The sequence below is a fragment of the Enterobacter sp. 01-M-03-SI-ECC genome, from assembly GCF_047530215.1.
GTDB classification, from domain to species: domain Bacteria; phylum Pseudomonadota; class Gammaproteobacteria; order Enterobacterales; family Enterobacteriaceae; genus Enterobacter; species Enterobacter chengduensis.
Genome location: NZ_JBLKDA010000008.1, coordinates 163,320 through 189,663 on the forward strand (window position 1 = coordinate 163,320; position 26,344 = coordinate 189,663).

Below are 26,344 nucleotides of genomic sequence, written 5' to 3' on the forward strand. Positions count from 1 at the left end.
AAATAACTCCCCCGCTTTTATTTATTACCAGGTATATTTCACACCCAGGTTTGCGCCCCAGTTCTGGTCAACGTCGCCGCCGCCCAGATAAGTGGCATCAGTGTAAGCACTGAAGTTCTTCGTGAAGCTGAACTGGGTGCCCAGCCCTACCCGCACAGCGGAGCCTTTCACGCCGTTATCAATGCTGTCACCGTTAATATCGGCATTGTTATCAGCGTCGTCATAGACGTAGGCGAGTTTGAAGTAAGGCGTCAGAGCCTGATCGTCGCCGTAGTTGAAGGTATAACCCGCATCCACACCGAGTTCATAACGCAGGCTATCGTAAGACTGCCCATCCATGCGCATGTCGTTGCTGAGGCGATAATCATCGCCAGACTGGAACAGACCTGACACGGCAGCATAAGGCGTGACATAGCCAGAGAGGTTTGGTTTCCAGTCATAGCCCAGCTTCAGGCCAAAACCAACGGCGTCGGTGGTCGTGTTGCCGTCAACATATTGACCATTGCTCATGTTAGCAGAGAGATCGTTGTTGAAGCGGGTGTAGCTCAGGGAGCTGTCGAGGAACATGTCGTTCATGAACTTCGCTGACGCGTAGATCATCGCCGTCTGGCTATCCTGATCGACCTGACCGGTACGATCGCTGATATCGCCCTTCGCGAAACCTGCCGCACCACCAACGATCCACTTCGCGTTATTACCGTCAATCTGGGTATCCAGACCCACCATAATGCCGCTCACGTCCTGATCGTAGCTGATAACACCATTGTCGCCGTCGAAGTTGCCACCGAAGTAGCTCACCCACGCCCCGCCGTTATCCGCAAGGCCATGGCGGCTGTTGGTCAGACGCGCGCCGACGGTATCCTGCTGCAGATTCCAGATATTGGTGTTGGCAGAAGGAATGCTCAGCGCCATATTGGCGTAATCGGTCAGCGCTTTCTGCTGGAGGACTACGGTGTCACCCTGCTGCTGCGCCTGGTAGGTGTAAGCACCTAAATCGGCTCTGTTTGCGGCAGTAAAGCTGGCTGAGGTATCCGCGTTATTGTCATAAATGCGGACGATCTCTTTATTTTTGTAATCAGCAACGGAACCGGCACCGGTCGCATCATCGATACGCACCTTATAGTTGCCTGTCACATCACCGTTTACCGCCAGATGGCCGTCAGAGTTAATGGCCACAACGCCGTAGTCGTAGTCGGCATTGTACTTATCGTTGGTGATATAGCGTGCGTTGTTCAGATCGCTGTTCAGCATGTAATCACGGCTGGCAACGTTCAGCACGCCGCCATCGGTCAGCACCATATTGTGCGTATCAACCTGACCCAGGCCCAGCGCCAGCTCCGCACCGTTATCCACGGTAATGGTGTTGGCATAAAGCTCTGCCGTTTCTTCCGTCAGCGCCGCACGGCTATAGCTGTCCAGATACAGATGGTCGGTCGCCACGCCGCCGCTGTCACCGATATTCATTGATGAAGCATTGGTCAGAGTGATGCTATCCGCCAGCAGGCCGGAGTTTTCAACATTGACCTGAGACTGGTTGTTTACCGTCAGGGTATCGATGTTAGACACCTTGCGGGTATCCCACTCGGAACCGTTGTCCAGGGCGATGTTAAACAGGCCGCTCTGATAGACGGCTTCACCCGCAACGTGTCCGTTGCTGTCATAGGTGGAGTCCGGCCAAATGCTGTTAGGGGACAAGCTGCTCCAGTCGACATTGCTGTAGCCCTGGCCATACATCTGCGCCGTGCCGATCGCATCGACGCTGGACTGCGCTGCACCGACCCATTTGCTACCGTTGGTAAGTGTGACGTCCAGCTTATCGGTGCCGTCCCAGCCGTTGGTGGTTGGGTTATAGACGCCGTCGTCGGTGGTATCGGTTGCCGGATCGCCGTTCGGGTAGAAGTTGTTGTCGAAGGTGCTGGAGAACAGAATATCGCCAGTAACGGTGGAGTGATCGAACGTAGCCGTCGTCTGCATCGCGTTGTCAGATGCACCGGCCACAACAATCAGGGCCGCATCATCCGCTGCTGTCGCGTTGGTTTCACCATAGTCGCTCGGCTTCGCGGTTTGACCGTAGAAACCGTTGGTGCCTAAATCGCTGTACGCACCGGAAGTCAGTACAGAATCTTTTACCAGAAGCGTGTCGGTAAAGACTTTGCTGCTGTTAGCTACGCCTTCAACGCCGTCGTACGGGGTATTGTCCAGTTCCTGATACCCCTGAGTCAGGGTAATACCCGCAACGTGGGAGTTATTCTGGATAACAATATCCGATTCAACATCAAGGGTAATCGCATTACCCAGATCATAGGTGTCGAGATAATGCGTGGCTGTGTTTTGACCATTCACAACATCATAAGCGTAATGCTCATAGGTATCGTTGATCGTAGAGTTATCCACGGTCAGGCTAAAACGATCGTACTGAGAGTGGATTGTGCCGTCGGTATCAATACCATCAGCACAGGAGGTGGTCATACATTCAGAGGTGATCATGCCATTAATGGTGCTGTTGGAGATGCTCAACGCATTCGCCCGACCATTTATACCATCATCAAGATAGTATGTTGAAATAACACCATTCACGGTGCTTTTATTAATCACCGGGTAAATATCACCATCATGGATGGCATCCGAGTAATCCCAGTCGGCATAACCATAATACCAGGGCGTGGACGCGGTATTATCGTATCCGAAGGTATTATATGTCGTACCGGAAATATCCTTCGCATTAGCCTGAGAAGCGATAGCCAGGGTGCAGGCTAATGCAAGTTGAGATACAACCAGTTTCTTTTTCCATGTTTGCATTGGGTCATCCCTCCTCAGGGACGTAAGCAAGTTTGTCCATCAATCAATTTGCAACGTTTAATTGCGGAGGGAATTATGCAGTTTCATTTCGAAAAGGTTCAATGAATGTTTCCATTAAGTCCGTATCCAGACTAATAAAACCCAAAAACAACGAACACAGGGGTCACTCAAGATAAATATTATAAAAACAAAACGTTGAAATACAGGCGAGACAATTAAAAATACATAACAACAAATAATAGATCATTCTTAATTATACATTCCTCTCAATATAGAAATAACACGAATACCTCATTCGCCTCTCAGTCATGCACTGGCGAACATTATATATAGCTGACAGGAAAACCAATCTGTTGCATTTCGCAAAAAACAAAATGCCCACTTTAGTAAAACACCTGCCTTCACTTTGAGGTACACTAGCCCTCTTTGTTCCACAAACATCAGGCATACCATGACCGATTTAATTGCACGTCCCCGCCGCCTGCGCAAGTCACCTGCACTGCGCGCTATGTTTGAAGAGACAACCCTGACCTTAAACGATCTGGTGTTGCCGATTTTTGTTGAAGAAGAGATCGATGACTACAAAGCCATCGAAGCCATGCCGGGCGTCATGCGCATCCCGGAGAAATATCTGGCGCGTGAGATTGAACGCATCGCCAACGCGGGGATCCGCTCGGTGATGACCTTCGGCATCTCTCACCATACCGACGCCACCGGCAGCGACGCGTGGAAAGAAGATGGCCTCGTCGCCCGCATGTCCCGCATCTGCAAAGAGACCGTGCCGGAAATGGTCGTCATGTCAGACACCTGCTTCTGCGAGTATACCTCTCACGGCCACTGCGGCGTGCTGTGCGATCACGGAGTGGATAACGATGCCACTCTGCTGAACCTTGGCAAGCAGGCCGTTGTCGCGGCCGCTGCGGGCGCAGATTTCATTGCTCCTTCTGCGGCGATGGATGGACAGGTTCAGGCGATTCGCCAGGCGCTGGATGCGGCAGGCTTTACCGACACCGCCATCATGTCCTACTCCACCAAATTTGCCTCCTCCTTCTACGGCCCGTTCCGTGAGGCGGCCGGTACGGCGCTGAAAGGCGACCGCAAAACCTATCAGATGAACCCGCTGAACCGCCGCGAAGCGATTCGTGAATCCCTGCTTGATGAAGCTCAGGGCGCGGACTGCCTGATGGTGAAGCCGGCTGGGGCATATCTCGATATCCTGCGCGACATCCGCGAGCGCACCGAGCTGCCGCTGGGCGCCTACCAGGTGAGCGGCGAGTACGCGATGATCAAATTCGCCGCGCTGGCGGGTGCCATTGACGAAGAGAAAGTGATCCTGGAAAGCCTGGGGGCGATCAAACGCGCGGGCGCGGATCTGATCTTCAGCTACTTCGCACTGGATCTGGCCGAGAAGAAAATTCTGCGTTAATCCACTTTAGCGCCGGGCGGCGGCTTCGCCTTACCCGGCCTGCTCTCTGCGCTAATCTTCACCAAACTGCAATACAACCGACATCTGCTCCTTCTACTGTCTTCGCAAGACGGCAGGAGGAGTAACCATGTTTAGCCTCGATAGCGTTCTCGACGATCTTTGGCCTCAGGCGAGGCCTGCCCCCTGGCAAAAAAGTCTGTTAAAAAGACTGTTCTACGAAGACGAGTTTCAGCAATTTGCCGCAGCACACCGCCACCTGAAAGGCCTGGATATGGTGGAGCAAGTTCTGGAACACCTTGATATTCTCTGCACCGTTTCCGCCCGCGATCTCGAACAAATCCCCGAACATGGCCCGCTGGTCATTATTGCCAACCATCCGACAGGTACCCTGGACGGGCTGGCGCTGATGTACGCCGTCTCCCGCGTGCGTCGTGACGTGAAGGTCGTGACCAACCGGATGCTGACCCACCTTGAGCCCCTCAGTTCGCTGTTTATTCCGGTGGACAATATGGGCGGCAGGACCGCGAAGTCCTCCCTGGTACAGATGGAACAGCACCTGCAAAACGCGGGGGTGCTGATCTTCTTCCCGGCAGGAGAAGTGTCTCGCCCCACGCGCAAAGGCATTCGCGATAAAAAATGGCACTCCGGCTTTATCAAGATCGCCGGCAAGCTGCGCGTTCCGCTGCTGCCGGTGCATATTCAGGCGCACAACAGCCTGCTCTTTTATGCCAGCACGCTGGTGTCGCCGACGCTGTCGATGCTGCTGCTCATGCAGCAGATGTTCCGCCGCCGCCACAGCCAGCTGCCGATAAAAATCGGCCAGCAGATCGCCTGGCATCACTGGCACAGCGCCACCCTTTCGTCGCGCGAGATGGCCGAGCAGTGCCGTCAGCACGTGATGCGTCTTGGCAAGGGAATGCCCGGCGTCTTTAAAACCCAGTGCGCCATCGCGCGCCCGGAAGACCGGGCCACCCTGAAACGCGCGCTGGCGCAGGCCGAATGCCTGGGCAAAACCAGCGACGGTAAAACTATCTATCTGTGGCAGCGCAACGGTCAGGAAGAGGCTCCGCTGCTGCGAGAGCTGGGCCGCCTGCGCGAAGTTGCGTTTCGTGCGGTGGAGGAAGGGAGCGGCAAGCGCCGGGACACCGACCGTTACGATGACGATTATCTGCACCTGATCCTGTGGGATGATGAGGATCTGGAGATCGTCGGGGCGTATCGCTTTATGCCCACCGCAAAGCAGATTGAGCGTCGCGGGCTGGACGGGTTGTACAGCTACAGCCTGTTCCACTACGACGACAAAATGCAGGACGTGCTGGAGCACGGGATTGAGCTGGGGCGCAGCTTTATTCAGCCGCGCTACTGGGGGCGTCGGGGTCTGGATTATCTCTGGTCAGGCATTGGGGCCTATCTGGCGCGTTATCCGCACTATCGCTACCTGTTTGGCCCGGTCTCCATTTCCGGCGGCCTGCCGCCTGCGGCGCGGGATCTGCTGGTCGCCTTTTACCGCCTGTGGTTCCCGGCGACCCACCCGCTCGCCGCGTCACGTCAGCCCTATCCCGCCTCGCTGCCGGACGTGCTCGCGCAGTTTGGCGGCGTGGATTACGTGGACGATCTGACGAAGCTCAAATCCCTGCTCGGCAATCTGGGCTGCGGCATTCCGCCGCTCTACAAGCAGTATTCCGAGCTGTGCGAACCCGGCGGCGTGCAGTTTATTGATTTTGGCAGCGACCCGGCGTTCAACAACTGCGTTGACGGGCTGGTGCTGGTGGATTTGTGTTACCTGAAGGCGAACCGCTATCAGCGGTACATAGGGGTACACTCTTTGTAGGCCGGGTAAGCGCAGCGCCACTCGGCAAGAACGGTGCACAATTGCCGGGTGGCGGCTACGCCTTACCCGGCCTACGGGAGCAATGGGTCATGGACGGTAAAACGGTTTATCCCCCAAAATCGTCGCCCGCTGCATAATCCGGCGCTGCGGCAGATAGTCCGCGTTGGCATAATGCTGCGTCACGCGGTTATCCCAGATCGCGAGGTCGTTCTCCTGCCAGCGCCAGCGCACCTGGAACTCAGGTTTGGTGATGTGTGCGAACAGGAATCCCAGCAGCGCCTCACTCTCTTTCTCGGACACGTCCACGATGCGCGTGGTGAACCCTTCGTTGACAAACAGCGCCTGCTTGCCCGTCACCGGATGGGTCCTCACGACCGGGTGCAGCAGCGGAGGATGTTTCGCAACCGCCTCCTGCCAGCGCTGATGTTCCTCTTCACTCTTACGGTACTTGTATTCCGGGAACGATTTTTTGAAGTCATGCTCCGCCCGCAGCCCGCTCAGCAGCGTCCGGAACGGCGCGGAAAGCGCCTCGTATGCCGCAATCCCGCTGGCCCACAGCGTATCGCCGCCGGTCTCCGGCAGCCGTTTTGCCGCGAGGATCGCCCCGGCGGGCGGCGTCTCGATAAAGGTCACGTCGGTATGCCAGTTATCGTTATCCGGCGGGTTATCGTTGTGGGTGTCGAGGACGATAATCTCCTCCACCCCTTCCGCATGCGGATAGACCGGGTGGATATGCAGATCGCCAAAGCGCAGGGCCAGCGCGCGCTGCTGCTGCGGGGTGATCGCCTGCTCGCGCAGGAACACCACCTGATGGCGCAGCACCGCGTGGTACAGCTGCTCGAACTGGTTATCGCTCAGCGGACGGGTCACATCCAGGCCCGACACCTGCGCGCCAATGTACGGCCCCAGCGGGGTAATGGTCAGACGTTCACTCATTGTATTTCTCCATGCCAGGGCGTCAGGCGGCGCTGTAACGCGCGCAGCCCCAGTTCTAATCCAAAGGCGATCGCGGCGATCACCGCGATCCCTGCCAGCACCACGTCAGTCGCCAGGAACTCTCCGGCCGACTGCACCATAAACCCAAGGCCGCGCGTGGCTGCAATCAGCTCTGCCGCCACCAGCGTGGACCAGCCCACGCCGAGGCCGATGCGCAGCCCGGTTAAAATCTCCGGCAGCGCGCCCGGCAAAATCACGAACAGCAGCACCTGCGTGCGGCTGGCACCCAGCGACTGCGCCGCACGGATCCGCACCTGCTGGGCGCTCTTCACGCCCGCCAGCGCCGACATGGCAACCGGGGCAAAAATCGCCAGATAGATCAGCAGGATTTTTGACGTTTCACCGATGCCGAACCAGATCACCATCAGCGGCAGATAGGCCAGCGGCGGCACCGGGCGGTAAAGCTCAATCAGCGGGTCGAGAATGCCGCGCACCGTCGGGCTCAGCCCCATCGCAATCCCCACGGGAATGCCGATAATCACCGCCGCCAGCAGCGCCACCAGAATACGCGCCAGGCTGGCCCCTAAGTGCTGCCAGAGCGTCGCATCCATAAAGCCCTGCGGCCCGGCGATGGTAATCAGCTTGGCCAGCACCTGTCCCGGCGGCGGCAGAAACAGCGGGCTGACCCACTGCAGGGCAGCAACCGCCCACCACACCGCCAGCAGCACCAGCAGCGTACCGACGCTCAGGGTGATTTGGCGCGAGAACGGCCAGCGCAGCGCCAGACGCGTGCGGCGCGTTTTTTCACTGAAGACGATGCTCATGAGAAGGCCTCCCGCTGTTCAAACACGCGGCTTAAAACGTACTCACGCTGTTCGATAAACCGCGGATCGGACTTGATGCTGCGCACGGGCTCTCCCGCGACGTAGCGGCGGGCGAAATCCAGCGGCAAGCGCTCCAGCACGCGGCCCGGCCCCGGCGAGAGCAGCACCAGCTCGGTGGCCATAAACACCGCCTCCTCGATATCATGGGTAATCAGCAGCACCTGCTTGCCCGTTTCATGCCACAGGCGCAGGAGCAGGGTTTGCATCTGCTCGCGGGTGAAGGCATCCAGCGCCCCGAACGGCTCGTCCAGCAGCAGCAGCTGCGGATTCGCTGCCAGCGCGCGGGCAATCCCAACACGCTGGCGCTGGCCGCCGGAAAGCTGCCAGATAAAGCGTTTTTCCGCCCCTTCCAGCCCCACTTTTTTCAGCATCGTTCGTGCCGTTTTCAGCCGTTCTTCGCGGCTGATGCCCGCAAGCTGTAGCCCAAACGCCACGTTTTCCTGCACGTTGCGCCACGGGAGCAGGCCTTCATTCTGGAAGACCACGCCGCGCTCGGCGCCCGGGCCTTCCACCTTTTTGCCTTCCAGTTGAATGGTGCCATGCTGATAAGGGACAAACCCGGCGATCAGATTCAGCAGCGTGGTTTTTCCGCACCCGGACGGGCCCAGCACCACCAGCAGTTCACCGCTGTCCAGCGTCAGGTTGATGTCCTCCAGCGCGGGTTTCCCACCGTAATCGGCGTACAGGTTCGTAATATTCAGCATGGCGAACTCCTTATTTCACAAAACGATCGGTCACGTACTGGCTGTAATCCGCCGCCACCGCGGGCACTTTGCCCTGCTCTTTCAGGAATGTGGCCGTATCGACAATCGCTTTGTTCACCGGCCCGGTCAGCTGCTGCACCTGCTGCGCGGGGGTCAGATAGGTATTGCCCTTCACCAGCCCCGGCACGTCCGCTTCCGGCACGCCGCTCAGGCGGGAGAGTTTTTCCAGGTTGGCGGGCTGCTTCAGCCACTCGTCCGGATTACTGATGTACGGCTGCTGGGCGTCAATCGCGCTTTTGGCGAAGGCTTTCACCACCTCAGGATATTTCTCGGCAAAGTCTTTGCGCACCACCCACACGTCGAGCGTTGGCGCGCCCCACTGGCCCACCTTTTCAGAGTCGGTCAGCACGGTGCCGTCTTTTTCCAGCTCGTTCACCGCCGGAGCCCAGACGTAAGCTCCGTCAATATCGCCGCGCTGCCAGGCCGCGATAATTGCCGGCGGCTGCAGGTTGATAATTTGTACCTGGCCCGGCTTGATGCCCCAGTGTTTCAGCGCCGCCAGCAGGCTGTAGTGGGTGGTGGAGATAAACGGCACGGCGATGCGTTTGCCGATCAGGTCTTCCGGTTTGGTGATGTTTTTCTTCACCACCAGCGCCTCAGAGTTGCCGAGCTGCGAGGCGAGCAGGAACACCTCAATCGGCACCTGCTGGCTGGCCGCAACCGCCAGCGGGCTGGAGCCGATATTGCCGATCTGCACGTCGCCGGAGGCTAACGCACGCACCACGGACGCCCCGCTGTCGAACTTGCGCCAGTCGACTTTCGCGCCGCTCGCTTTGGCAAAGGTGTTGTCCGCCTGCGCGACTTTCGCCGGTTCAGCGGAGGTTTGATACGCGACGGTGACATCCACCGCCTGCGCCTGAAATGCCCACAGCGCCAGCGCGCCGAGAAGTGTGATTCGCGATGAAATAGCCATAGTGCCTGCTCCCCTTGTTGTTATGAGGGCAGTATTTCCAACGCGGGAATTTTGATAAAGGAATAAAAATGAATCGCTCATAACGATTCGTTTTTAGATAAAAAGCGGGAAAGGATAGTTGGTTTTGTGCGATGGGAGAGCGTCGGCGATCCGTAGGCCGGGTAAGGCGTAGCCGCCACCCGGCAAAAAACTCAGCGCTGCGCGTTCAGCTCAGCAATGTCCTTCGGCGTGGTCCGACAGCATCCGCCAATCAGCTTAGCCCCGGCAGCCAGCCACTGCGGCAGATACCCTGCCAGCGTCTCGCACGCTTCGCCGTGGTGGTGCCAGGTTTTGGTCACCGCGTCATAATGCTCGCCCGAGTTAGGATAGACCACCAGCGGCAGCGCCGTCAGGCTTTGCAGGTGCTTCAGCGCCGCGGTGGTGTTTTCCAGCGCGATGCAGTTGATGCCCAGCGCGACAATGTGCGGCGAGTTTGCCAGCGCGCTGACCACCTCGCGCAGCGGCGTACCGTCGCTCAGGTGCTCGCTGTCCCGCAGGGTAAAGGAGAACCACGCCCGGGCGCGGGGGAACTCCGCCAGAAGGGCCGTCAGGGCCTTGATCTCCACAAACGAGGGCAGCGTTTCGCAGGCCAGCAGGTCAGCGCCCGCATCGAGCAGCGCTTCCACGCGCGGGCGGTGGAAGGCGATAAACTCCTCGATGCTGCGCACGTAGTCGCCGCGATACTCCGAGCCATCCGCCAGATACGCGCCGTACGGCCCCACGGAGCCCGCCACCAGCAGCGTCCCCGCCTGCGGGTTTTCGGCCAGATACGCTTCGCGCGCCTTACGCGCCAGCTCCACGCTTTTACCGATAAGCGAACGAGACTGCGCCTCGTCCAGCCCTCGCGCCGCAAAGCCCGCCGGCGTGGCCTGATAGCTGGCGGTGATCGCCACCTGCGCCCCTGCGCGGTAGTAATCAAGATGCACTTCGCGGATAAGCGCCGGGTTTTCCATCAGCACTTTGGCAGACCAGAGGCTGTCTGCCAGGTTACAGCCGCGCGCTTCCAGCTCCGTCGCCATCGCGCCATCCAGCACCACAAACGGCTGCTTTTCAAGGAGGGCGGTAAGCGGATTATTCTGCGACATGTTCAGGCTCCTGCGATGTCATATTTCGGGTCAGGTAGTAGGCACCATAACACAGGGCGACAAATGGAATCCCGCAATAAAGGGCAATGCGCTGGCTGGGGTCAAACCACAGGCCGACACAGGCCACCACGCAGAGGATAAACCCGAGCACCGGCACCAGCGGATACCATGGCGCGCGGTACTGCAGCGCAGAGAGCGGCTGGCCGGACTGCAGATGACGACGGCGGAAAACGAAGTGCGACGCGCAGATGCTGATCCAGACCGCCACTACCGCAAAGCCGGAAATCGCCGAGAGCGCAACAAACACCGTATCCGGCGCGATAACGCTAGAGAACAGGGCCAGCACGCCGCCGAGCATGGAAACCGAGAGCGCCGTCAGCGGCACGCCGTTTTTGTTGACGCGAGCAAAGCAGCGCGGCAGCGTTTTCTCATTCGAAAGCGACCACAGCATGCGCCCGGAGGCGTACAGCCCGGAGTTCGCTGCCGAGAGGATCGCCGTCAGGATCACGAAGTTAAAGATGTCTGCCGCATAAGGAATACCGACTTTTTCAAACACCAGCACGAACGGGCTCTTTTCCACCCCTGCCTGCTGCATCGGGATCAGCGCCGCCAGCACAAACACGGTGCCGATAAAGAAGAGAATGAGGCGCGCGATGGTGGTGCGGATAGCTACCGGAATCACCTTGTGCGGGTTTTGCGTTTCGCCCGCCGCAATGCCGATAAGCTCGGTCCCGGAGAAGGCAAAGTTCACCGCCACCATGGTCATCAGGATCGGCAGGCCGCCGTGCGGGAACCAGCCTTCGGCGGTGATGTTGCTTAAGCCCGGCGCGGGCGAGCCGTCCTGCATCGGGATAAAGCCAAAGACCGCCGCCCCGCCAAGGATAATAAAGGCGATGATGGTGATGACTTTCACCAGGGAGAACCAGAATTCGCCTTCCGCAAAGAAGCGCGTTGAGATGACGTTGAGGCCAAAAATCACCACGCAGAAGACCACGCACCACGCCCAGACGGGCACCTGCGGGAACCAGTACTGCATGCAGAAGCCTGCGGCGGTGAAGCTCGACCCGAGCGCCACCGTCCAGGTGAGCCAATAGAGCCACGCCACGGTGTAGCCCGTCGCCGGGCCAAGATAGCGGGCGGCATAGACGTGGAATGCGCCGGTTTCCGGCATCGCCACGGAAAGCTCGCCCAGACACTGCATCACCAGCCAGACCACCAGCGCGCCGATCAGGTACGCCAGCAGCGTGCCCGCCGCCCCGGTCGTGGAAATGATGTATCCGGTATTGAAGAATAACCCTGTCCCAATCACGCCGCCCAGCGAGAGCATAATCAGGTGGCGTGTTTTCATGGTGCGCTTAAGCTGCCCATTTTCTTGTTGTGTTTGCATATTACCTTCTATACGTATGGACATCTAAACATCCAAAGAAGGTGTGTTATACCGCGATTGTTAATAAAAAGCTAGATGACCAGACGCAAACGGGCGCGCCGCGCGCTGAGTCTGGGGTGAGCGGTGCGGATTACATAGAGAAAAGGACGCCAGGCCATAAGCACCTCCGCAAGCAGATACTTACAGCATGGTGCGGGAAGAGGCGATCTTCGGTCAGTCGAAAGTGGTATCCGTAAAGCGCGAAGTCATACCGTAACGCTGCCCGTAGGCCGGGTAAGGCGCAGCCGCCTCCCGGCGCAAGGTTGGTAATTCTCGCAATCGGTTCTATAGTCGAAACAGTTTATTAGTAGCCAGGACTGACTGATGCGCTTTAACGGACTGACCAAAGGTTTCTTTATCTTCATTCTCGCCCTTGTGACCTGGGCCTTCTTCGACGTGCTGTCGCCCTACTTCTCCGCGATACTGTGGGCCGCGATCCTGACCGTCATCTTCAACCCGGTAAAAAACAGGCTGCGCGCCGCGCTGGGGGACCGCAACGGGCTGGCCTCGCTGTTAACGATTGGCATTATCTGCCTGATCGTCTTTATCCCGCTGATGGTGATCCTCTCCTCTCTCGCCATTGAGCTGAACATGGTTTACACCAAACTCCAGGAGAACAACACCCAGTTCCCGGAAGTGGTGGCGAGCATCTTCAACCACCTGCCGGACTGGGCCAGCGGATTCCTGGCGGATCACAACCTGAACAACGCGGCGCAGATCCAGAAAAAACTCTCCGACGTCGCTCTGCAGGGCGGGCAGTATCTGGCGGGCAGCGCGTTCCTGATCGGCAAAGGGACGTTTGGCTTTGCGATTAGCTTCGGCATCATGCTGTATCTGCTGTTCTTCCTGCTGAAAGACGGCCCGTTTCTGGTGCGCCAGATCCTCGACTCCCTGCCGCTGTCTGATTTCGCCAAGCAGCACCTGTTTGCCAAATTCGTCGGCGTGTCACGCGCCACGGTAAAAGGCACGGCGGCGGTGGCCGTGGTGCAGGGCATCCTCGGGGGGATTGCGTTTGCTATTGCGGGTATTGACGGCAGCGTGCTCTGGGGCGCATTGATGGCGTTCCTCTCCCTGGTGCCCGCCATCGGTTCGGCGATTGTCTGGGTGCCCGCCGCTATCTTCCTGTTCGCCACGCACCAAATCTGGCAAGGGCTGTTCATCGTCGGCTTCTTCGTGATCGTTGTCGGGCTGGTGGACAATATCCTGCGCCCGCTGCTGGTGGGGAAAGATACTAAAATGCCGGACTACCTGATTCTGATCTCCACCCTCGGCGGCATGGAGCTGTACGGCATTAACGGCTTTGTCATTGGGCCGCTCATTGCCGCGCTGTTTATCGCCTGCTGGAACCTCTTCTCGGGACGCGATCACGCCGGGAACGCCGAAGAGCTGGACCCCGACTTCATCGAAGAAGGAAAAAATCCTCCAGATTTGTAAGCGCGTGATGATAAAGAACACACAAGGCGGCACCGTGCCGCCTTTTTTTATCGCCTTAAATCAAACGTTTTCTATAATTTGAAGAACGCCATCCTACTCATGTCGTAAAAGGATCATCTGGTGCGAATCGCGACGATAACAAACTGGGCCTACGGTGCCACGGTCTGCCTGACCATCGCCTCCGGCATCATCATGCTGTTGGCGTCCAATGCTGACACGGCAGAGCGTCACGCCGTTGAACAACGCCAGCGATTCGATCAGCTCACGGAAGATGTTGAGACTGACGCCTGGGCACAGTCCGATTTAGCCCGCCTTTACGTCATCAAAAAAGATCCCCAAACGTTAAGGGAATACGGTCAGGCAGAGAATGGCCTGAAAACCATCGAGACACGGCTGGAAAAATTGCGTGATAACGGTGCGTCGGATGATGAGCTGTCCCTGCTGCGCGAAGGCATAAAAATCATCGACGAGCTGCAGGACGAGCAGCAGACCGCCCTCGCCAGCCTGGCGCGAGGAGAAGACGCCCAGGCAGTGGCCCTGCTCTATGGTGCGCCCTATGAACAGGAGCTGGATCGCGCGCAGAACCAGATCGATCACTTCCGCCAGATACTCGACAAACGCGTCATCGCCTCCGTTCAGGAGGCAACAAAAAAATCGAAAGCGCTGCGTACCGCCTCTGAGGTAACGGTTGGTCTGACCGCCCTGCTGTTCTTATTTGTGCTTGGGTTCATCTTAAAACGCCGCGTGCTGCGTCCCGTGGTGCGCCTGAGCGACGTGGTGCATCGTCTTGCGTCACAGGACTACGCGGTGGAAACGCCCAACTTTAACCAGATCGATGAGATCGGCGATATGGCCCAGGCTATCAGCATCTTCCGTGAAAACGGCCTTGCGCGACAGCGTCTGGAAAAAGAGCGGGATGCCGACTGGGCCATCCGCGAGCTGCTGGCGCGCATGACCCAGCGGCTACAGGGGTGTGAAAACTTTAACGATGTGATTAACGTGGCGGAGCTGTTTGCGCCGAATATCGCGCCGGGGATCGCGGGCCGGCTCTACGTGCTCGACCGCGAACCGTGGCAGATGCGCTGCGTCGCGCAATGGCTTTCGCCGGTTGGTGAAGAAACTACGTTCCATCCGGACGCGTGCTGGGCCGTGCGTCGCGGACAGAGTCACCCGCCGGTAAACGGCGAGCCCGATATCGCCTGCTACCATCTTCCGGCATCCCAGGCCGAAAGTTCGCTCTGCGTGCCGCTTATCGCCCAGGGCGAGGCCATTGGCCTGCTCTCCTTCCAGAACATCACGGCGCAGAATGCCCCTTCCCGCGCGTATCTGGAACTGATGGCCGAGGCGCTCGGGCTGGCGCTGGCCAACCAGCGTCTGCGCGACGCGTTGCTGGAAAAAGCATTGTTTGACCCGCTCACCGGCCTGCGAAACCGTCATCATCTGGAAGATACCCTGCAAACCCAAACGGCACACGCGAAACGCACCGGCGAGCCGTTAAGCTGCATGATGATCGATATCGACCACTTCAAGAGTATTAATGACCGCTTTGGTCATGAAGCGGGCGACCTGGTGATCAAAAGCGTGGCGTCCATTGTTCAGCGGGCTGCACATGACAACGGGCTGGCATTCCGCTTCGGTGGCGAAGAGTTTCTGGTGCTGCTTTCCGGTGCCGATGAAGCAGAAGCGTATCTCTGCGCGCAGAAGATCTATAACGGCGTGCATGAGCTGTCGCTTCGCTACGGGCTGACCGAGATTGGGCCGGTGGACGTGTCGATTGGGATTGCCAGCTACCCGCAACATGCCCAGACGGACAACCTCCTGCGGGCTGCGGACGTGGCCTTGTACCGGGCGAAAGAGCTGGGCCGGGCGCGGATTGTCAGTTTTGGAATGCTGGAGGCGGGCTAGGGAATTATGGCTTTATTCGCGAGTGATCTCAGCAATCAATATCGACAAGCCATTCATGTCACGGCTTTTTTTAGCCATTTCACGGTATTTGGTTGGGGAGAGTCCATATTGATTCGAGAACGCTCTGCTGAATGTTGACGGCTCCTCGTACCCTAACATCGTGAATATATCTGAAACAGAGAGCTGCGTATGTCTGAGCATATGCGCGGCTTTTTCAAGTTTCCGGCTTCGAATATAGAGACCTATGCTTATGCCACACTCCTGGCGAAAGTTTCGTTGAATATAAGCCAATGAATAACCAGATTTCCTTGCCACATCCAGAACGGTAATGGGCCTGTATAAATTTGAGTCAATCCAGTGCGTCAGGGACTTAATTACAGCTTCACGATCTTTTAAGAGAGTAAACTTTATACACATAAGTATCCACGAAATTTTATTTACAAGAAGGCCGCTGGCAGAGTCATCCAATGACAATCAAAAAAAATAAATATTCCACAAAGAAAATCACCCTAATAATAGGGTGAAGGAACGCTTACTGTATTTTATAAAGATGTTTTTGCAACATCCTCGATTTTTTCAGGACCATATAGTTTCATAAACGCATTCACGGAGGCCTGCGCCTTCATGATGATTTCACTTTCGTCAGGCTGATCCTTCCTTGCTTTCAAAAGCAAGGGTTCGAGTATGTCCGCCTGAAGAAGAGAACGAAAATACTCAGCGGCCAGCACTGGGTCATCTTTTCTTAAGATGTTTTGATTCATTAAATCGGTAAAAAGCGCGGAAACATTCGAACGCAGTTTTTGCATTCGCGCATAATATAATTCACCGATACCCGATCTTCCGGCCTCGGAAATCATTAATCTTTGCAAATCCACGATATCCGGAGAGCAAATATAACGCAAAAAGGCAATTGCAAATTGCTCGATGACCAGCTGTGGTGATTTTCCGAAAAGGCGCACCTGCCCTGCAGTTTCAATAGTCATGCTCTTTATATACTGTTCGGTTTCTGAAGACATGCATTCTACAAATAGCTCTTCTTTCGACGAAAAGTGACTGTAAATTGTCGATTTTGAGCCACCCACAATCGCGTTGATCTCTGAGATAGACGTGGCATCAAATCCTTTTTGTCGAAACAGTCCGGAAGCGACGTCCAGAATCTGCTGCCGTTTAAGCGCTCTTTTATCCATATGTTTCCTCGTGAGTTTAGGTGATGGGTCGGGGCCAACACGCTTGTTTTCTGATTTCGGCATCACGTCTTAGAGTAGGGTTCGTAATCGTACTGACGAGTACATTTTTATTTGACGGCGCTCAGAAGTCAAGATATAAAGCGTACCGTACCGTACGGTACTGAATTTGGACTACTCTATGAACAGCATGATGAGCGTACTGATGAAAGGTTTTCAGGAGACACTCCCGGGGTGTCGCATTTCCGGCTTAACCGGCTCCAGGATAGTGATGAGCTGCGTTGTCATTTCCGCCATCAGTATGAGCGGATGCGCCATGATCCCCGATCTCGGCACCCCACCGCCTATGAAGACGGTCACACAGCTTAAAAGCGATCAAAGTTTTCCTCACCAGAACGGTCAGTGGCCGAAAGACGAGTGGTGGAAGAAATACGGCGATGCACAGCTGAACGGGCTGATTGATGACGCGCTTAAAAACTCCCCCACGCTTAACATCGCCGAAGCTCGTGTGAAACAAGCGCAGGCGATGACGCAAAGTGCGAGCGGATCGCTTTTCCCTGAAGTCACCGCAAACGCCAGCTTTATGCGGGAGAAGATGAGTTACAACGATGTGACGCCTGAAAGCGCAACGCCGCAAAACTGGAACAGCTATGGGCGCACCACGCTTGATATGAGCTGGGAACTCGATTTTTGGGGTAAAAACCGCGCGGCGCTCGCGGCTGCAACGTCAGGCGAAATGGCAGCGGTTGCGGAGAAAGCAGAAACAGGACTGGTGCTCTCTTCGTCTATTGTTACCGTTTACGCGGAGCTGGCGCATTTATACACCGTTCGCGAAACGCTTAACGATACCCTCACGATACGAACCAGTACGCTTGCGTTGTTCCGGCAACGCCATGACGCGGGGCTAGAAGATTTATCCAGCCTTCAACAGGTTGAGACGCGTCAACTCAACGCAAAAGCAAACCTGGTGGCCATAGATGAAGCTATTGCGATCAAAAAGCATGCTCTCGCGGCACTGATCGGCGACGGGCCTGATAGATCGCTGACAATAACCGCGCCTAAGGCAACGCTTTTAGCGCATGAGGAGCTTCCTCCCAATATTGCATTGGATTTGATGGGGCGACGTCCTGATATTGTTGCGGCACGTTTACGCGCAGAGGCAGCAGCAGAGCAAATCAAACAGAAAAAAGCCGGTTTTTACCCCAGCGTTAATTTGGTTGCCTTTGCCGGGTTCCAGTCACTGGGTATTAACAACCTTACCCGGAGTGGCTCAGCCATTGGCAGTTTTGGACCGGCCATCTCGTTGCCCATATTTAATACTCAGAAGCTACAGGGAGACCTGAAATACGCCAGCGGTGAATATGACATTGCGGTTCAGGTTTATAACGATACGTTAACGAATGCACTTCGGGAAGTGAGCGATGCGCTCACCAGCAGAGCCTCTCTTAAAGAGGAGATGCGTTATTCTCAGGAGGCAGTCACATCGGCAGAAAAAGCGTATTCCCTCACCAAACAAAGATATGAAGGAAAGGTTGCTGATTATCTCGACGTCTTGTCCTCTGAAGATGAGCTGGTCGCTGCCCGCAGAAAATTAGCCGATGTAAATTCCCGCGCCTTTACGATTGACGTCGCATTAGCGCGCGCATTAGGCGGCGGATATACATCGAGCAAACAGTAATTTTTAACACCTGGTTCATTACTCAATCGTGGAAAGAAAGGAAATAAAATGAGTCATTCTGCAGCTATTGAAAATCATAATATTGAATCTTCCGACATTAAAAAGAAAAAAAGAAAACGTTTGTTCTCTTATCTGGCATTGAGCATCGCGCTTGCTGGCGCAGGTTCGTTCGCCTATTGGGCGTTAGTGGGTTCCCACTATGTTGAAACCGATAACGCCTATACCGATGTTGAGTCCGCTCAGCTCTCTTCCGCGATCACCGGTACGGTAAGCGACATTCTGGTGACGGATTCTCAGGTGGTAAAAAAAGGCGATGTTCTGATCCGGCTGGATCCCACTGACGCAGAGCTAGCTCTTAATCAGGCGGAAGCTAACCTAAACCTGTCCATTCGGCGGGTAAATGGCTATAAGGCCACTGACACAAAGCTCGGTGCAGAAGTTGTGGCTAATGAAAAAGAGCAAAAACGCCTGCTGGCTCAGGTTGATGCCGCAAACGCGGACTTCCAGCGCGCGGCGGTTGACCTTAAGCGACGCGAGGCGTTAATGCAGACGGGTGCAATTTCAGGCGACGAACTGACGCGTATTCAAAACGTTTATGCTTCCGCACTGGCAAACCTGAATGCCGCTAATGCCGCCGTGGCGCAGGCCGATGCCGCGAGACAGGCAGCGGTGGGTGCAAGACAGGCGAATGCCGTGATGATTGAGGATGCAAATACCGAGACCAACCCGGAAGTGGTTCTCGCCAGAGCGAAGCGTGACCAGGCCAGACTGGATCTGGAAAGAACCGTGATCCGTTCACCCGTCGATGGCGTGGTCGCTCGCCGCCAGGTCGAGCTTGGACAGCGTGTACAGCCTTCCACACCGTTATTGTCCGTGGTACCGGTGCAGCAAATTCACGTCAATGCCAACTTCAAGGAAGTTCAGCTTCAGCATGTGAAGGTAGGACAAAAAGTGGAGCTGGTGAGCGATCTGTATGGCGACAACGTTCCTTTCCATGGAACGGTAGAAGGCTTCGATGGCGGTACCGGCGCTGCGTTTTCAATTATTCCTGCGCAGAACGCAACGGGTAACTGGATTAAGGTTGTTCAGCGTCTGCCCGTGCGCATCAAACTCAATGCTGACGAGCTTGCAGCACATCCGCTGCGGGTTGGGCTGTCCATGAAAGCAACAGTTAACTTAAAAAGTGAATAACGGAAAACAGTCCATGTCTACATTCGTTATCGATAATCAGCCGCCTTCGCTGAAAGGCGGTATGTTATGGATTGGTGCTCTGGTGCTGGCCATGGCTAACTTTTTAGCTGTGCTCAACATGACCATTGCAAACGTCACTCAACCCAACATGGCTGGCGCCCTGGGTGCAGGAACAAGCCAGGGAACGTGGATCATCACGGCCTATGCCGTGGCTGAAGCCATTACGGTACCGCTCTCGGGATGGTTAACCACACGGTTCGGCGGCGTGCGCGTTTTCTCCGTTTCCGTGTTCATGTTTGGCATTTTTTCTTTGCTCTGCGGCCTTTCCACTTCGCTGGGAATGCTGCTGCTGATGAGGGTTTTTCAGGGCATGGCAGGAGGCCCCCTGATGGCCTTATCGCAAACGTTACTGCTGCGTATTTTTCCAAAAGAAAAATCCATGCAGGCGACGGGTTTATGGGCAATGACAACCTTGCTCGCGCCCGTAATAGGCCCGGTACTGGGGGGATGGATTTGCGATCATTACAGCTGGTCGTGGGTGTTTATCATCAACGTTCCGATGGCAATCGCTTTTTCAGTCGTGGCGTGGTCAGTATTGAAAATCTTCGAAGATGAGCTGGTTAATAACGCTATTGATATCGTTGGATTTATTTTATTGGTTATCTGGGTTGGCGCACTGCAGATCATGCTTGATGAAGGGAAAGACCTTGACTGGTTTGCCTCGGAAGAAATTTGGGTGCTGGCGATTGTGGCCTGCATCGGCTTTTTAAGTTTTTGCATCTGGGAGCTAACCGCTGAACATCCGATTGTCGATATCAGAGTTTTTCGCCATCGCGGTTTTTCGGCCAGCATGTTTGTTCTCGCACTCGCGTTTGGATGTTTTTTTGGTCTGAATGTCCTCACCCCTCTGTGGTTGCAATATAACTTAGGGTATACAACAACATGGGCCGGGATTGTGGTTGCCTGGGGCGGGCTTCTGCAGGTGGTATTTTCTCCGGTTGCCGCTAACCTTTCTAACAAAATCGATCCGCGCATTCTTATCTTCTTTGGCTGCGCCTTGCTGGGTCTCGACACCTTCTGGCGTTCCTGCGCAACGACCGATATGGACTACTGGTCCATCTGCGTCCCCCTGTTATTCATGGGGGTGGGAATGCCGTTGTACTATGTGCCTATTACGGGTCTTGCAATGGGCTCTGTAGATGAAGCGGAAATGGCTTCAGCAGCGGGGCTAATGAACTTTGTACGAACGTTATCGGGGGCGTTTGCCACATCGCTCGTCACGACGTCATGGCAAGATCAGCGCTATATCGCACATGACCAACTGGCGTCCGTTGTTGACCCTGGTGGCGATCTATCGCGTTACATCAGTTCAGCCCCTCAGCAAGGTGGACAATTTGTGCGCGAGCTTTTTGACAAGATGGTTAATAGCCAAAGCATGATGCTTTCAACCAATAATTTGATGATGTCGATCGGCGTCATATTTTTTGTCGCTGCATTTGCGATTGCATTAGCGCCAAAACCTTCGCGCGTGGTTGATGCCGCCTCCGTAGGACACTGAGATTTACTCAGCACAAGGACGTGAGTATCAAAAACCGAGAAATTCGACTTTCTCCGGCCGATGAATATTTTTAATGTAATCTCGGGTGCAGTGAACCCCCGTATAGAAGAGGCAATAAACGTTATTTTTAGCAGGTTGGATAAAGTATTTCGATAGCAGGAAAAAAGCGGACGCCCCCCAGTGGAAGAAGCGTCCAAAAACAGGCAATTATTCAGACACAGATTGAAACCGTAAACTGACGATCTCATCAATAATATCTCACATCCCCTAAGCTTCATTATTTACATTTTCTGCCATCGCCAAATAAAAAACGTAGCCCGGAGGGAAAGTCTTTTTTAGCGCTTCTGATTTCATGGGCAAACCGGCAGGACGGTATCCGCCCCGTGAGGAACGGCGCACCCTGCGCCTCCTCGCGAAAGGTGAGCAAATTTCGTACAGGCCGACAGCGCCGGTTGCTTCACTTCTCCGAAGGCTCCACCTGCGAAGGCGGGTATTGAGCCTTAAACGCCCACCGTTTTCATCATCGGTAAAATCAGTAGCATGAGGTAATAACAATCAATAAAAGCGATCGTTTTTTAAACATTCGAGAGCTTATGCAATTCGCTTTATCTTTTCACAAAAAGTTGAACGTCCTTCGCCTGCCCGACAGCCGATCATACCCATCACATAACATTATGATTTTATAGCATTTTAATCACTAAAAACGCTAAAAAGCCTTGCTGTTAAACAAAATATATAAACTACTGTGATATCTAAATTATAATTCTTATACTTCTGTTAAAAAGTGGAGGCCAAAATGCGATCAACCCTACTGCTGTTATGCTGTCTGGTACAAAGTGTAGCCTGGGCTGGCGAACTGCCAAAACCAGTTGGTAAACCTATTTTAACGATTTACGGCAATATAGAAAATACGAATGAAAATGGTAAAGCAGTGTTTGATCTCGCCAGCCTTGAAAAACTGGGCATGGTGAGTTTCGAGACGACATCCCCCTGGTATAATGGCCGCACTAAGTTTGAGGGTGTCCCCATGAGCAAGCTCATGGATTATGTGGGTGCAAAAGGGACGAACGTGAATGTGATTGCGCTCAATGATTACTCTACCGCGATCCCGCTCAGTGACTTTAAAAAATACAACGCCATTCTGGCCCTGAAAGTCAATGGCGAATATATGCGCATTCGCGATAAAGGCCCCTCATTTATTGTTTACCCCTATGACAGTCTTCCTGAGTTGAATAACCAGATTTATTACTCGCGATCGGCATGGCAGGTTAGTAAAATGAAGATTGAGTAGCCGTTCAGGAGAACATAATGAACAGGATACTGGTTGGTATCATTTTTTCTCTTTTTATCACGACAGGATATATTGCATACCTTGTTTACGATCGTCAGCAGGAATTGCAAAAACTGACTCAATACACTGAGTCCTGGTCCGTGGCACAACTGGTATCAGAGTATTACCGTTTTGAATCATGGCTTGGTCTATACGCAACCGATACCGATGACGTTACGATAGACCAGGTCCGCATGCGCCTCGAACTCATGCTAAGCCAGAGCGATTTAATGAAGGGGGGTGACTTAGGTCGCTATATTGACAGCGATAAAACGCATCAGGAGCTTGCTTTACGCTTAGAAAAAATACTGGCCTATCTGGATAGTCATCTTGAAAATATGAGCCATCCGGAATTACAGGCATACCTGAAAGATATGCATGAGCTCGATGCGCCGCTAAGCCAGCTTTCTGCAACGGCATTAACAAAAGACATTAACACGGTTAATGAATCTAATAAAAAAATACAAATCCTTTATTATATTTATTCCGCACTTTCATTGCTGCTGGTGATATTAAGCTTTATTCTTGGCTTCCTGATGATCTACCAGAATAAAAACATTCTCAAAGCACACATGCAGGTGAAAAGCCTTGCAGACGAACTTCAGGTATCGAAAGAAACGCTGCAGCTTCAAAATGCGAAGCTGGAATATGATGTTTATCATGACTCCCTCACCGGTATGAAAAACCGCCTGTTCTTCTGGGACGATCTCAACAAAATTAATCTTCAGGCGGATAAAAACCATACTCCCGTCACGGTGATGCTCTTTGATTTAGACCGCTTCAAAGAGGTCAACGATACCTATGGCCATGATACGGGAGATTTGCTGTTGAATCAGGTATCCCGACGGCTGACCTCAATGAGCAACGCAACGGATACCTTTTACCGTTTGGGCGGCGATGAATTCGCCCTTCTGTCCAGCGGACTCACGGAAAACGCTGCCGTTTCGCGTGCGAAAGAGATCGGCGATCGGATAAGCCAGCCCTACACCATTAATAACCAACTGATAAAAATTGCTACCTGTGTGGGCATCGTATTATCGGACAACGAACGACGCTCTGATTACCTTTACAAATTTGCCGATTTGGCCCTCTACGAAGCTAAAAAAGAGGGTTCTCAACAGATAAAAGTCTTCCGCCAGTGGATGCTGCAAAAATTGCAGGAAAGCAGAACCCTGGAACATGACATGGCCCTGGCGCTCGACCATAAAGAATTTGTGGTTTATTACCAGCCTATTGTTGATTCATTCAGCAATGATATTTACGGCTATGAGGCCCTTATTCGCTGGATGCACCCGGTGAAAGGGATGCTGTCGCCTGATTACTTTATTTCTGTCGCTGAAAAAACCGGGATGATCAATGCGATCGGCAAAATTGTGCTTGAGCTCGCCTGCCGGGAAGCCGTGTCCTGGGCGGTTCCGGCGAGGATCTCGGTAAACGTTTCCCCTATTCAGTTAGGTAATAAATCATTTACCACGATGGTGCAGACTATCCTGAAAGAGACAGGATTACCGGCGAGCCGACTCGAGCTGGAGGTGACAGAGTCTTCACTGTTCAGTGACAGCAATATGCCGATCACGATCCTCAAAAAGCTTCGGGCGCTGGGTGTCAAAATTTCCATCGATGATTTCGGAACGGGATATTCTTCGCTCTCCAGACTGAGCGAGCTTAACTTTGATAAAATCAAAATCGACAAATCGTTTGTGAATCCGATATCCACGCAGGACGATGCGCTTAATATCGTTAAATTGATTACCGGCATGGCGAAGAGCCTCAATATGAGCGTCATTGCAGAAGGCGTTGAAACCGAAGCGCAGCTTGAACGTCTTCAGGCGCTTGGCTGCGATCTGGTCCAGGGATACCTGTTCGGAAAACCACAGTCCGAGGTTGACAGTAAGATTAGATACGGTTGAAATGGTGTTGCGGTTATTTCTGGCCCAACACTATTTTTCTGATAGCTAATCAAAGGTTAACAAATGAAAAACGCAGTCCCGGAATATACGCCTGTTGATTTATCGCGTTGGGCCAGGAAGGAGCATTTTGAAGTATTCCAGTCGTTTGCCGAGTGTACCATTAACCAAACGGTTCTGATCGACATCACCGCGCTGCGAAAACATATCAAAGAGGTCGGCTGGAAGTTTTACCCGACGATTATTTTTCTCCTCTCTAAAATCATGAACAAGCATTCTGAGTTCCGCATGGCCATGAAGGACAATGAGCTTGTTATATGGAATGAAATTCATCCGAGCTACACCATTTTCCATCCTGAAACGGAGACGTTTTCGTCACTGTGGAGCCATTACGATGGCAATATTCACCACTTTCAGAAGACGTATGCAGACGATACGGCCCGCTATGGAAATAGCCTTGCTTACTGGCCTAAGGGAGAATCACGGGAAAATGTCTTTTTCGTGTCGTCGATTCCGTGGGTCACGTTTACCAACTTTACGATGAACATTGCGCACATGAAGAACTTCTTTTCTCCGATGTTCACGTTTGGAAAGTATTACGAGCAGGATGGAAAAGTGCTGTTGCCGCTCGCGGTGCAGGTCCATCATTCGGTGTGCGATGGTTTTCATGTGGCAAGGATGTTTAATGAGTTGCAGGCGATGTGCGATCGCCTGACTGACCTTTGACTTAAACCACACTGTCGATTTTTCATCTCCGGGGGGCCTCGGCCCACCGCTTTCCGGACAGAACATTAGGCTGTTATCAATCAGTTAAACCATCCCAAAACGCCTCATCAACAATGGTAGATGCAGAGCTTTCCGCCGGCAGCCCTGATTCTTTTCGCTTTAACACAGGCACACGCTACCACACCCTTACCAGTCAATAAGTTTATAGTTATAACAAACTAAGGGATAATAATTTGTATAGCTCAGACTTAGCAATATAAATAGCCAAAAACAATATCACGCTGTTAGGGTTCTTCGCAGGAGTGAACATTCAGGCTCCGATGAATCAGCCGCGATCATCGTGCCACAATCACTCACAGATACGAGAAAAAACCATGATTCAGGAGCTACATGATGTTAAGCACCACTATGCTCAGCAAAGCAGAACGTTTATTCAATAAGGCATGCGAACGGATAAGAGCGACAATCTTATCCGCAGAACTGGCGGATACTGAATTTGTTCCTTTTATCCAACCAGTATTCAATGGCGGCAGGATATCAGGCGGAGAAGTATTACTCAGGGTTCTTAAGAATGGTATCTATCGTTCACCTGAAAGATACCTCTCTACGATGGAGTCATGTGAGGTGATTAATGATGTCACATGTAGCCTATTTTCCGGCGTTGAAACTTTTTTCAGAGGTTATGATGGCCCTTTTCCTGATGATTTTTATCTGTCCTTCAATATCTGTGCACGGCAAATTAATGCTCCGGACGTTACTGAAGCCGTGATGCGCTTTAACCGGAAATTCAAGGGTCGCATTGGCGTCGTGCTGGAGATAGTGGAACGTGGAACCATGGATCTAGATGATTTTGCACTTGAAACAATGCAGCAACTTACTGATGCAGGCGTGCAGTTTGCAATTGATGACTTTGGAAATGGAAGTTCATCCCTTAAATATATTGAGCATGTCGGCTTCTCAATGATTAAGATTGATAAGTGTCTTACAGTGGCCAGCAATGGTTCATTAATTTACTCAGCTGTTATTGATTCAATCCTCATGCTTTCTGAACGACTTAAGATTCAGGTTGTGGCAGAGGGGATAGAAAATAATGAGCAGCTATTACTATTAAAAGATAAAGGCGTAAGTTATTTTCAAGGCTATTTCTTTTCAAAACCTGTAACCATGCGTGAGTTTTGTATGAAAATTTAATTTTTTATGAATCTGTTTGGATTGGCCCCTATATTTCCATACACTTTTTATCACTTAACCCATGACTGGTTCGTCGCCGCAGATATTCCCGTGGCGAACGATACCCCAGTGCACTATGCGGATGCCATTCGTTGTAA

At 53.6% G+C, this 26,344-nt stretch carries 20 protein-coding genes; 11 read left to right on the forward strand and 9 right to left on the reverse strand.

The genetic code is table 11. The features are described from left to right. Positions 1 to 24 precede the first annotated feature (24 nt). Positions 25 to 2,799: an autotransporter outer membrane beta-barrel domain-containing protein gene (locus ACMWKK_RS10420; protein ID WP_112781080.1), complete on the reverse strand. Its 2,775-nt coding sequence runs from the start codon at positions 2,797 to 2,799 to the stop codon at positions 25 to 27. Between the two features lie 451 nt (positions 2,800 to 3,250). On the opposite strand from ACMWKK_RS10420, the gene hemB reads away from it, so the two are divergent. Both hemB and ACMWKK_RS10430 read left to right on the forward strand, forming a co-directional pair. Then, entirely contained in the window at positions 3,251 to 4,225 is a 975-nt protein-coding gene (gene hemB, locus ACMWKK_RS10425) for a porphobilinogen synthase (RefSeq protein WP_021241687.1), read from the forward strand. A 127-nt stretch (positions 4,226 to 4,352) separates the two neighbouring features. Then, complete coding sequence (locus tag ACMWKK_RS10430; RefSeq protein WP_112781079.1) at positions 4,353 to 6,056, forward strand: lysophospholipid acyltransferase family protein; 1,704 nt, start codon at positions 4,353 to 4,355, stop codon at positions 6,054 to 6,056. Between the two features lie 87 nt (positions 6,057 to 6,143). On the opposite strand, the gene tauD is transcribed toward ACMWKK_RS10430, so the two are convergent. The 6 genes from tauD to mmuP all read right to left on the reverse strand — a co-directional run bounded on the left by tauD (position 6,144) and on the right by mmuP (position 12,064). Next, a complete protein-coding gene (gene tauD, locus ACMWKK_RS10435; RefSeq protein ID WP_112781078.1) occupies positions 6,144 to 6,992 on the reverse strand; it encodes a taurine dioxygenase in 849 nt (282 codons plus the stop codon). Then, complete coding sequence (gene tauC, locus ACMWKK_RS10440) at positions 6,989 to 7,816, reverse strand: taurine ABC transporter permease TauC (RefSeq protein ID WP_048225831.1); 828 nt, start codon at positions 7,814 to 7,816, stop codon at positions 6,989 to 6,991. Before tauC ends, tauD begins: the two co-directional genes overlap by 4 nt. Continuing rightward, positions 7,813 to 8,580 carry a taurine ABC transporter ATP-binding subunit gene (gene tauB / locus ACMWKK_RS10445; protein ID WP_112781077.1) on the reverse strand — a complete coding sequence of 256 codons (768 nt, stop codon included), beginning with the start codon at positions 8,578 to 8,580 and terminating at the stop codon, positions 7,813 to 7,815. Before tauB ends, tauC begins: the two co-directional genes overlap by 4 nt. Before the next feature lie 10 nt (positions 8,581 to 8,590). Then, complete coding sequence (gene tauA / locus ACMWKK_RS10450; protein WP_112781076.1) at positions 8,591 to 9,553, reverse strand: taurine ABC transporter substrate-binding protein; 963 nt, start codon at positions 9,551 to 9,553, stop codon at positions 8,591 to 8,593. Between the two features lie 191 nt (positions 9,554 to 9,744). Then, positions 9,745 to 10,677, reverse strand: a complete 933-nt coding sequence (gene mmuM, locus ACMWKK_RS10455) for a homocysteine S-methyltransferase (RefSeq protein ID WP_112781075.1) — start codon at positions 10,675 to 10,677, stop codon at positions 9,745 to 9,747. Continuing rightward, positions 10,664 to 12,064 carry an S-methylmethionine permease gene (gene mmuP / locus ACMWKK_RS10460; RefSeq protein ID WP_045328271.1) on the reverse strand — a complete coding sequence of 467 codons (1,401 nt, stop codon included), beginning with the start codon at positions 12,062 to 12,064 and terminating at the stop codon, positions 10,664 to 10,666. Before mmuP ends, mmuM begins: the two co-directional genes overlap by 14 nt. 363 nt (positions 12,065 to 12,427) lie before the next feature. Between mmuP and ACMWKK_RS10465 the strand changes: the two genes are divergently transcribed. Beyond that, on the forward strand, positions 12,428 to 13,537 hold the full coding sequence (locus ACMWKK_RS10465) for an AI-2E family transporter (protein ID WP_045328270.1): 1,110 nt from the start codon (positions 12,428 to 12,430) through the stop codon (positions 13,535 to 13,537). A gap of 120 nt (positions 13,538 to 13,657) precedes the next feature. After that, complete coding sequence (locus tag ACMWKK_RS10470; RefSeq protein ID WP_161656326.1) at positions 13,658 to 15,442, forward strand: diguanylate cyclase; 1,785 nt, start codon at positions 13,658 to 13,660, stop codon at positions 15,440 to 15,442. Positions 15,443 to 15,454: 12 nt separating this feature from the next. On the opposite strand, the gene ACMWKK_RS10475 is transcribed toward ACMWKK_RS10470, so the two are convergent. Next, positions 15,455 to 15,859, reverse strand: a complete 405-nt coding sequence (locus tag ACMWKK_RS10475) for a helix-turn-helix domain-containing protein (RefSeq protein ID WP_045328268.1) — start codon at positions 15,857 to 15,859, stop codon at positions 15,455 to 15,457. A 125-nt stretch (positions 15,860 to 15,984) separates the two neighbouring features. After that, complete coding sequence (locus ACMWKK_RS10480; protein WP_112781073.1) at positions 15,985 to 16,629, reverse strand: TetR/AcrR family transcriptional regulator; 645 nt, start codon at positions 16,627 to 16,629, stop codon at positions 15,985 to 15,987. A 178-nt stretch (positions 16,630 to 16,807) separates the two neighbouring features. Between ACMWKK_RS10480 and ACMWKK_RS10485 the strand changes: the two genes are divergently transcribed. The 7 genes from ACMWKK_RS10485 to ACMWKK_RS10515 all read left to right on the forward strand — a co-directional run bounded on the left by ACMWKK_RS10485 (position 16,808) and on the right by ACMWKK_RS10515 (position 26,207). After that, complete coding sequence (locus ACMWKK_RS10485; RefSeq protein WP_052672177.1) at positions 16,808 to 18,304, forward strand: efflux transporter outer membrane subunit; 1,497 nt, start codon at positions 16,808 to 16,810, stop codon at positions 18,302 to 18,304. A gap of 48 nt (positions 18,305 to 18,352) precedes the next feature. After that, on the forward strand, positions 18,353 to 19,495 hold the full coding sequence (locus ACMWKK_RS10490) for an HlyD family secretion protein (protein ID WP_112781072.1): 1,143 nt from the start codon (positions 18,353 to 18,355) through the stop codon (positions 19,493 to 19,495). A 13-nt stretch (positions 19,496 to 19,508) separates the two neighbouring features. Beyond that, a complete protein-coding gene (locus ACMWKK_RS10495) occupies positions 19,509 to 21,053 on the forward strand; it encodes a DHA2 family efflux MFS transporter permease subunit (protein ID WP_406542790.1) in 1,545 nt (514 codons plus the stop codon). 796 nt (positions 21,054 to 21,849) lie between these two features. Beyond that, positions 21,850 to 22,344, forward strand: a complete 495-nt coding sequence (locus tag ACMWKK_RS10500; RefSeq protein ID WP_045328263.1) for a molybdopterin-dependent oxidoreductase — start codon at positions 21,850 to 21,852, stop codon at positions 22,342 to 22,344. A gap of 17 nt (positions 22,345 to 22,361) precedes the next feature. Then, a complete protein-coding gene (locus ACMWKK_RS10505; RefSeq protein ID WP_112781071.1) occupies positions 22,362 to 24,293 on the forward strand; it encodes a putative bifunctional diguanylate cyclase/phosphodiesterase in 1,932 nt (643 codons plus the stop codon). 63 nt (positions 24,294 to 24,356) lie between these two features. Beyond that, positions 24,357 to 25,016 (forward strand): type A chloramphenicol O-acetyltransferase, encoded by a 660-nt coding sequence (catA, locus tag ACMWKK_RS10510; protein WP_112781070.1) that lies wholly within the window; start codon positions 24,357 to 24,359, stop codon positions 25,014 to 25,016. A 390-nt stretch (positions 25,017 to 25,406) separates the two neighbouring features. After that, positions 25,407 to 26,207 (forward strand): EAL domain-containing protein, encoded by an 801-nt coding sequence (locus tag ACMWKK_RS10515; protein WP_236653044.1) that lies wholly within the window; start codon positions 25,407 to 25,409, stop codon positions 26,205 to 26,207. Positions 26,208 to 26,344: the final 137 nt, after the last annotated feature.

Excerpts from the sequence above, each read along its gene's own strand:
- ACMWKK_RS10430 (WP_112781079.1), top strand. The coding sequence starts at position 4,353 with ATGTTTAGCCTCGATAGCGTTCTCGACGATCTTTGGCCTCAGGCGAGG.
- hemB (WP_021241687.1), top strand. The coding sequence starts at position 3,251 with ATGACCGATTTAATTGCACGTCCCCGCCGCCTGCGCAAGTCACCTGCA.
- ACMWKK_RS10465 (WP_045328270.1), top strand. The coding sequence starts at position 12,428 with ATGCGCTTTAACGGACTGACCAAAGGTTTCTTTATCTTCATTCTCGCC.
- ACMWKK_RS10490 (WP_112781072.1), top strand. The coding sequence starts at position 18,353 with ATGAGTCATTCTGCAGCTATTGAAAATCATAATATTGAATCTTCCGAC.
- tauD (WP_112781078.1), bottom strand. The coding sequence starts at position 6,992 with ATGAGTGAACGTCTGACCATTACCCCGCTGGGGCCGTACATTGGCGCG.
- tauA (WP_112781076.1), bottom strand. The coding sequence starts at position 9,553 with ATGGCTATTTCATCGCGAATCACACTTCTCGGCGCGCTGGCGCTGTGG.
- ACMWKK_RS10420 (WP_112781080.1), bottom strand. The coding sequence starts at position 2,799 with ATGCAAACATGGAAAAAGAAACTGGTTGTATCTCAACTTGCATTAGCC.
- ACMWKK_RS10505 (WP_112781071.1), top strand. The coding sequence starts at position 22,362 with ATGAACAGGATACTGGTTGGTATCATTTTTTCTCTTTTTATCACGACA.
- catA (WP_112781070.1), top strand. The coding sequence starts at position 24,357 with ATGAAAAACGCAGTCCCGGAATATACGCCTGTTGATTTATCGCGTTGG.
- ACMWKK_RS10500 (WP_045328263.1), top strand. The coding sequence starts at position 21,850 with ATGCGATCAACCCTACTGCTGTTATGCTGTCTGGTACAAAGTGTAGCC.
- ACMWKK_RS10480 (WP_112781073.1), bottom strand. The coding sequence starts at position 16,629 with ATGGATAAAAGAGCGCTTAAACGGCAGCAGATTCTGGACGTCGCTTCC.
- mmuP (WP_045328271.1), bottom strand. The coding sequence starts at position 12,064 with ATGCAAACACAACAAGAAAATGGGCAGCTTAAGCGCACCATGAAAACA.
- ACMWKK_RS10475 (WP_045328268.1), bottom strand. The coding sequence starts at position 15,859 with ATGTGTATAAAGTTTACTCTCTTAAAAGATCGTGAAGCTGTAATTAAG.
- ACMWKK_RS10495 (WP_406542790.1), top strand. The coding sequence starts at position 19,509 with ATGTCTACATTCGTTATCGATAATCAGCCGCCTTCGCTGAAAGGCGGT.
- mmuM (WP_112781075.1), bottom strand. The coding sequence starts at position 10,677 with ATGTCGCAGAATAATCCGCTTACCGCCCTCCTTGAAAAGCAGCCGTTT.
- ACMWKK_RS10485 (WP_052672177.1), top strand. The coding sequence starts at position 16,808 with ATGAACAGCATGATGAGCGTACTGATGAAAGGTTTTCAGGAGACACTC.
- tauC (WP_048225831.1), bottom strand. The coding sequence starts at position 7,816 with ATGAGCATCGTCTTCAGTGAAAAAACGCGCCGCACGCGTCTGGCGCTG.
- tauB (WP_112781077.1), bottom strand. The coding sequence starts at position 8,580 with ATGCTGAATATTACGAACCTGTACGCCGATTACGGTGGGAAACCCGCG.
- ACMWKK_RS10515 (WP_236653044.1), top strand. The coding sequence starts at position 25,407 with ATGATGTTAAGCACCACTATGCTCAGCAAAGCAGAACGTTTATTCAAT.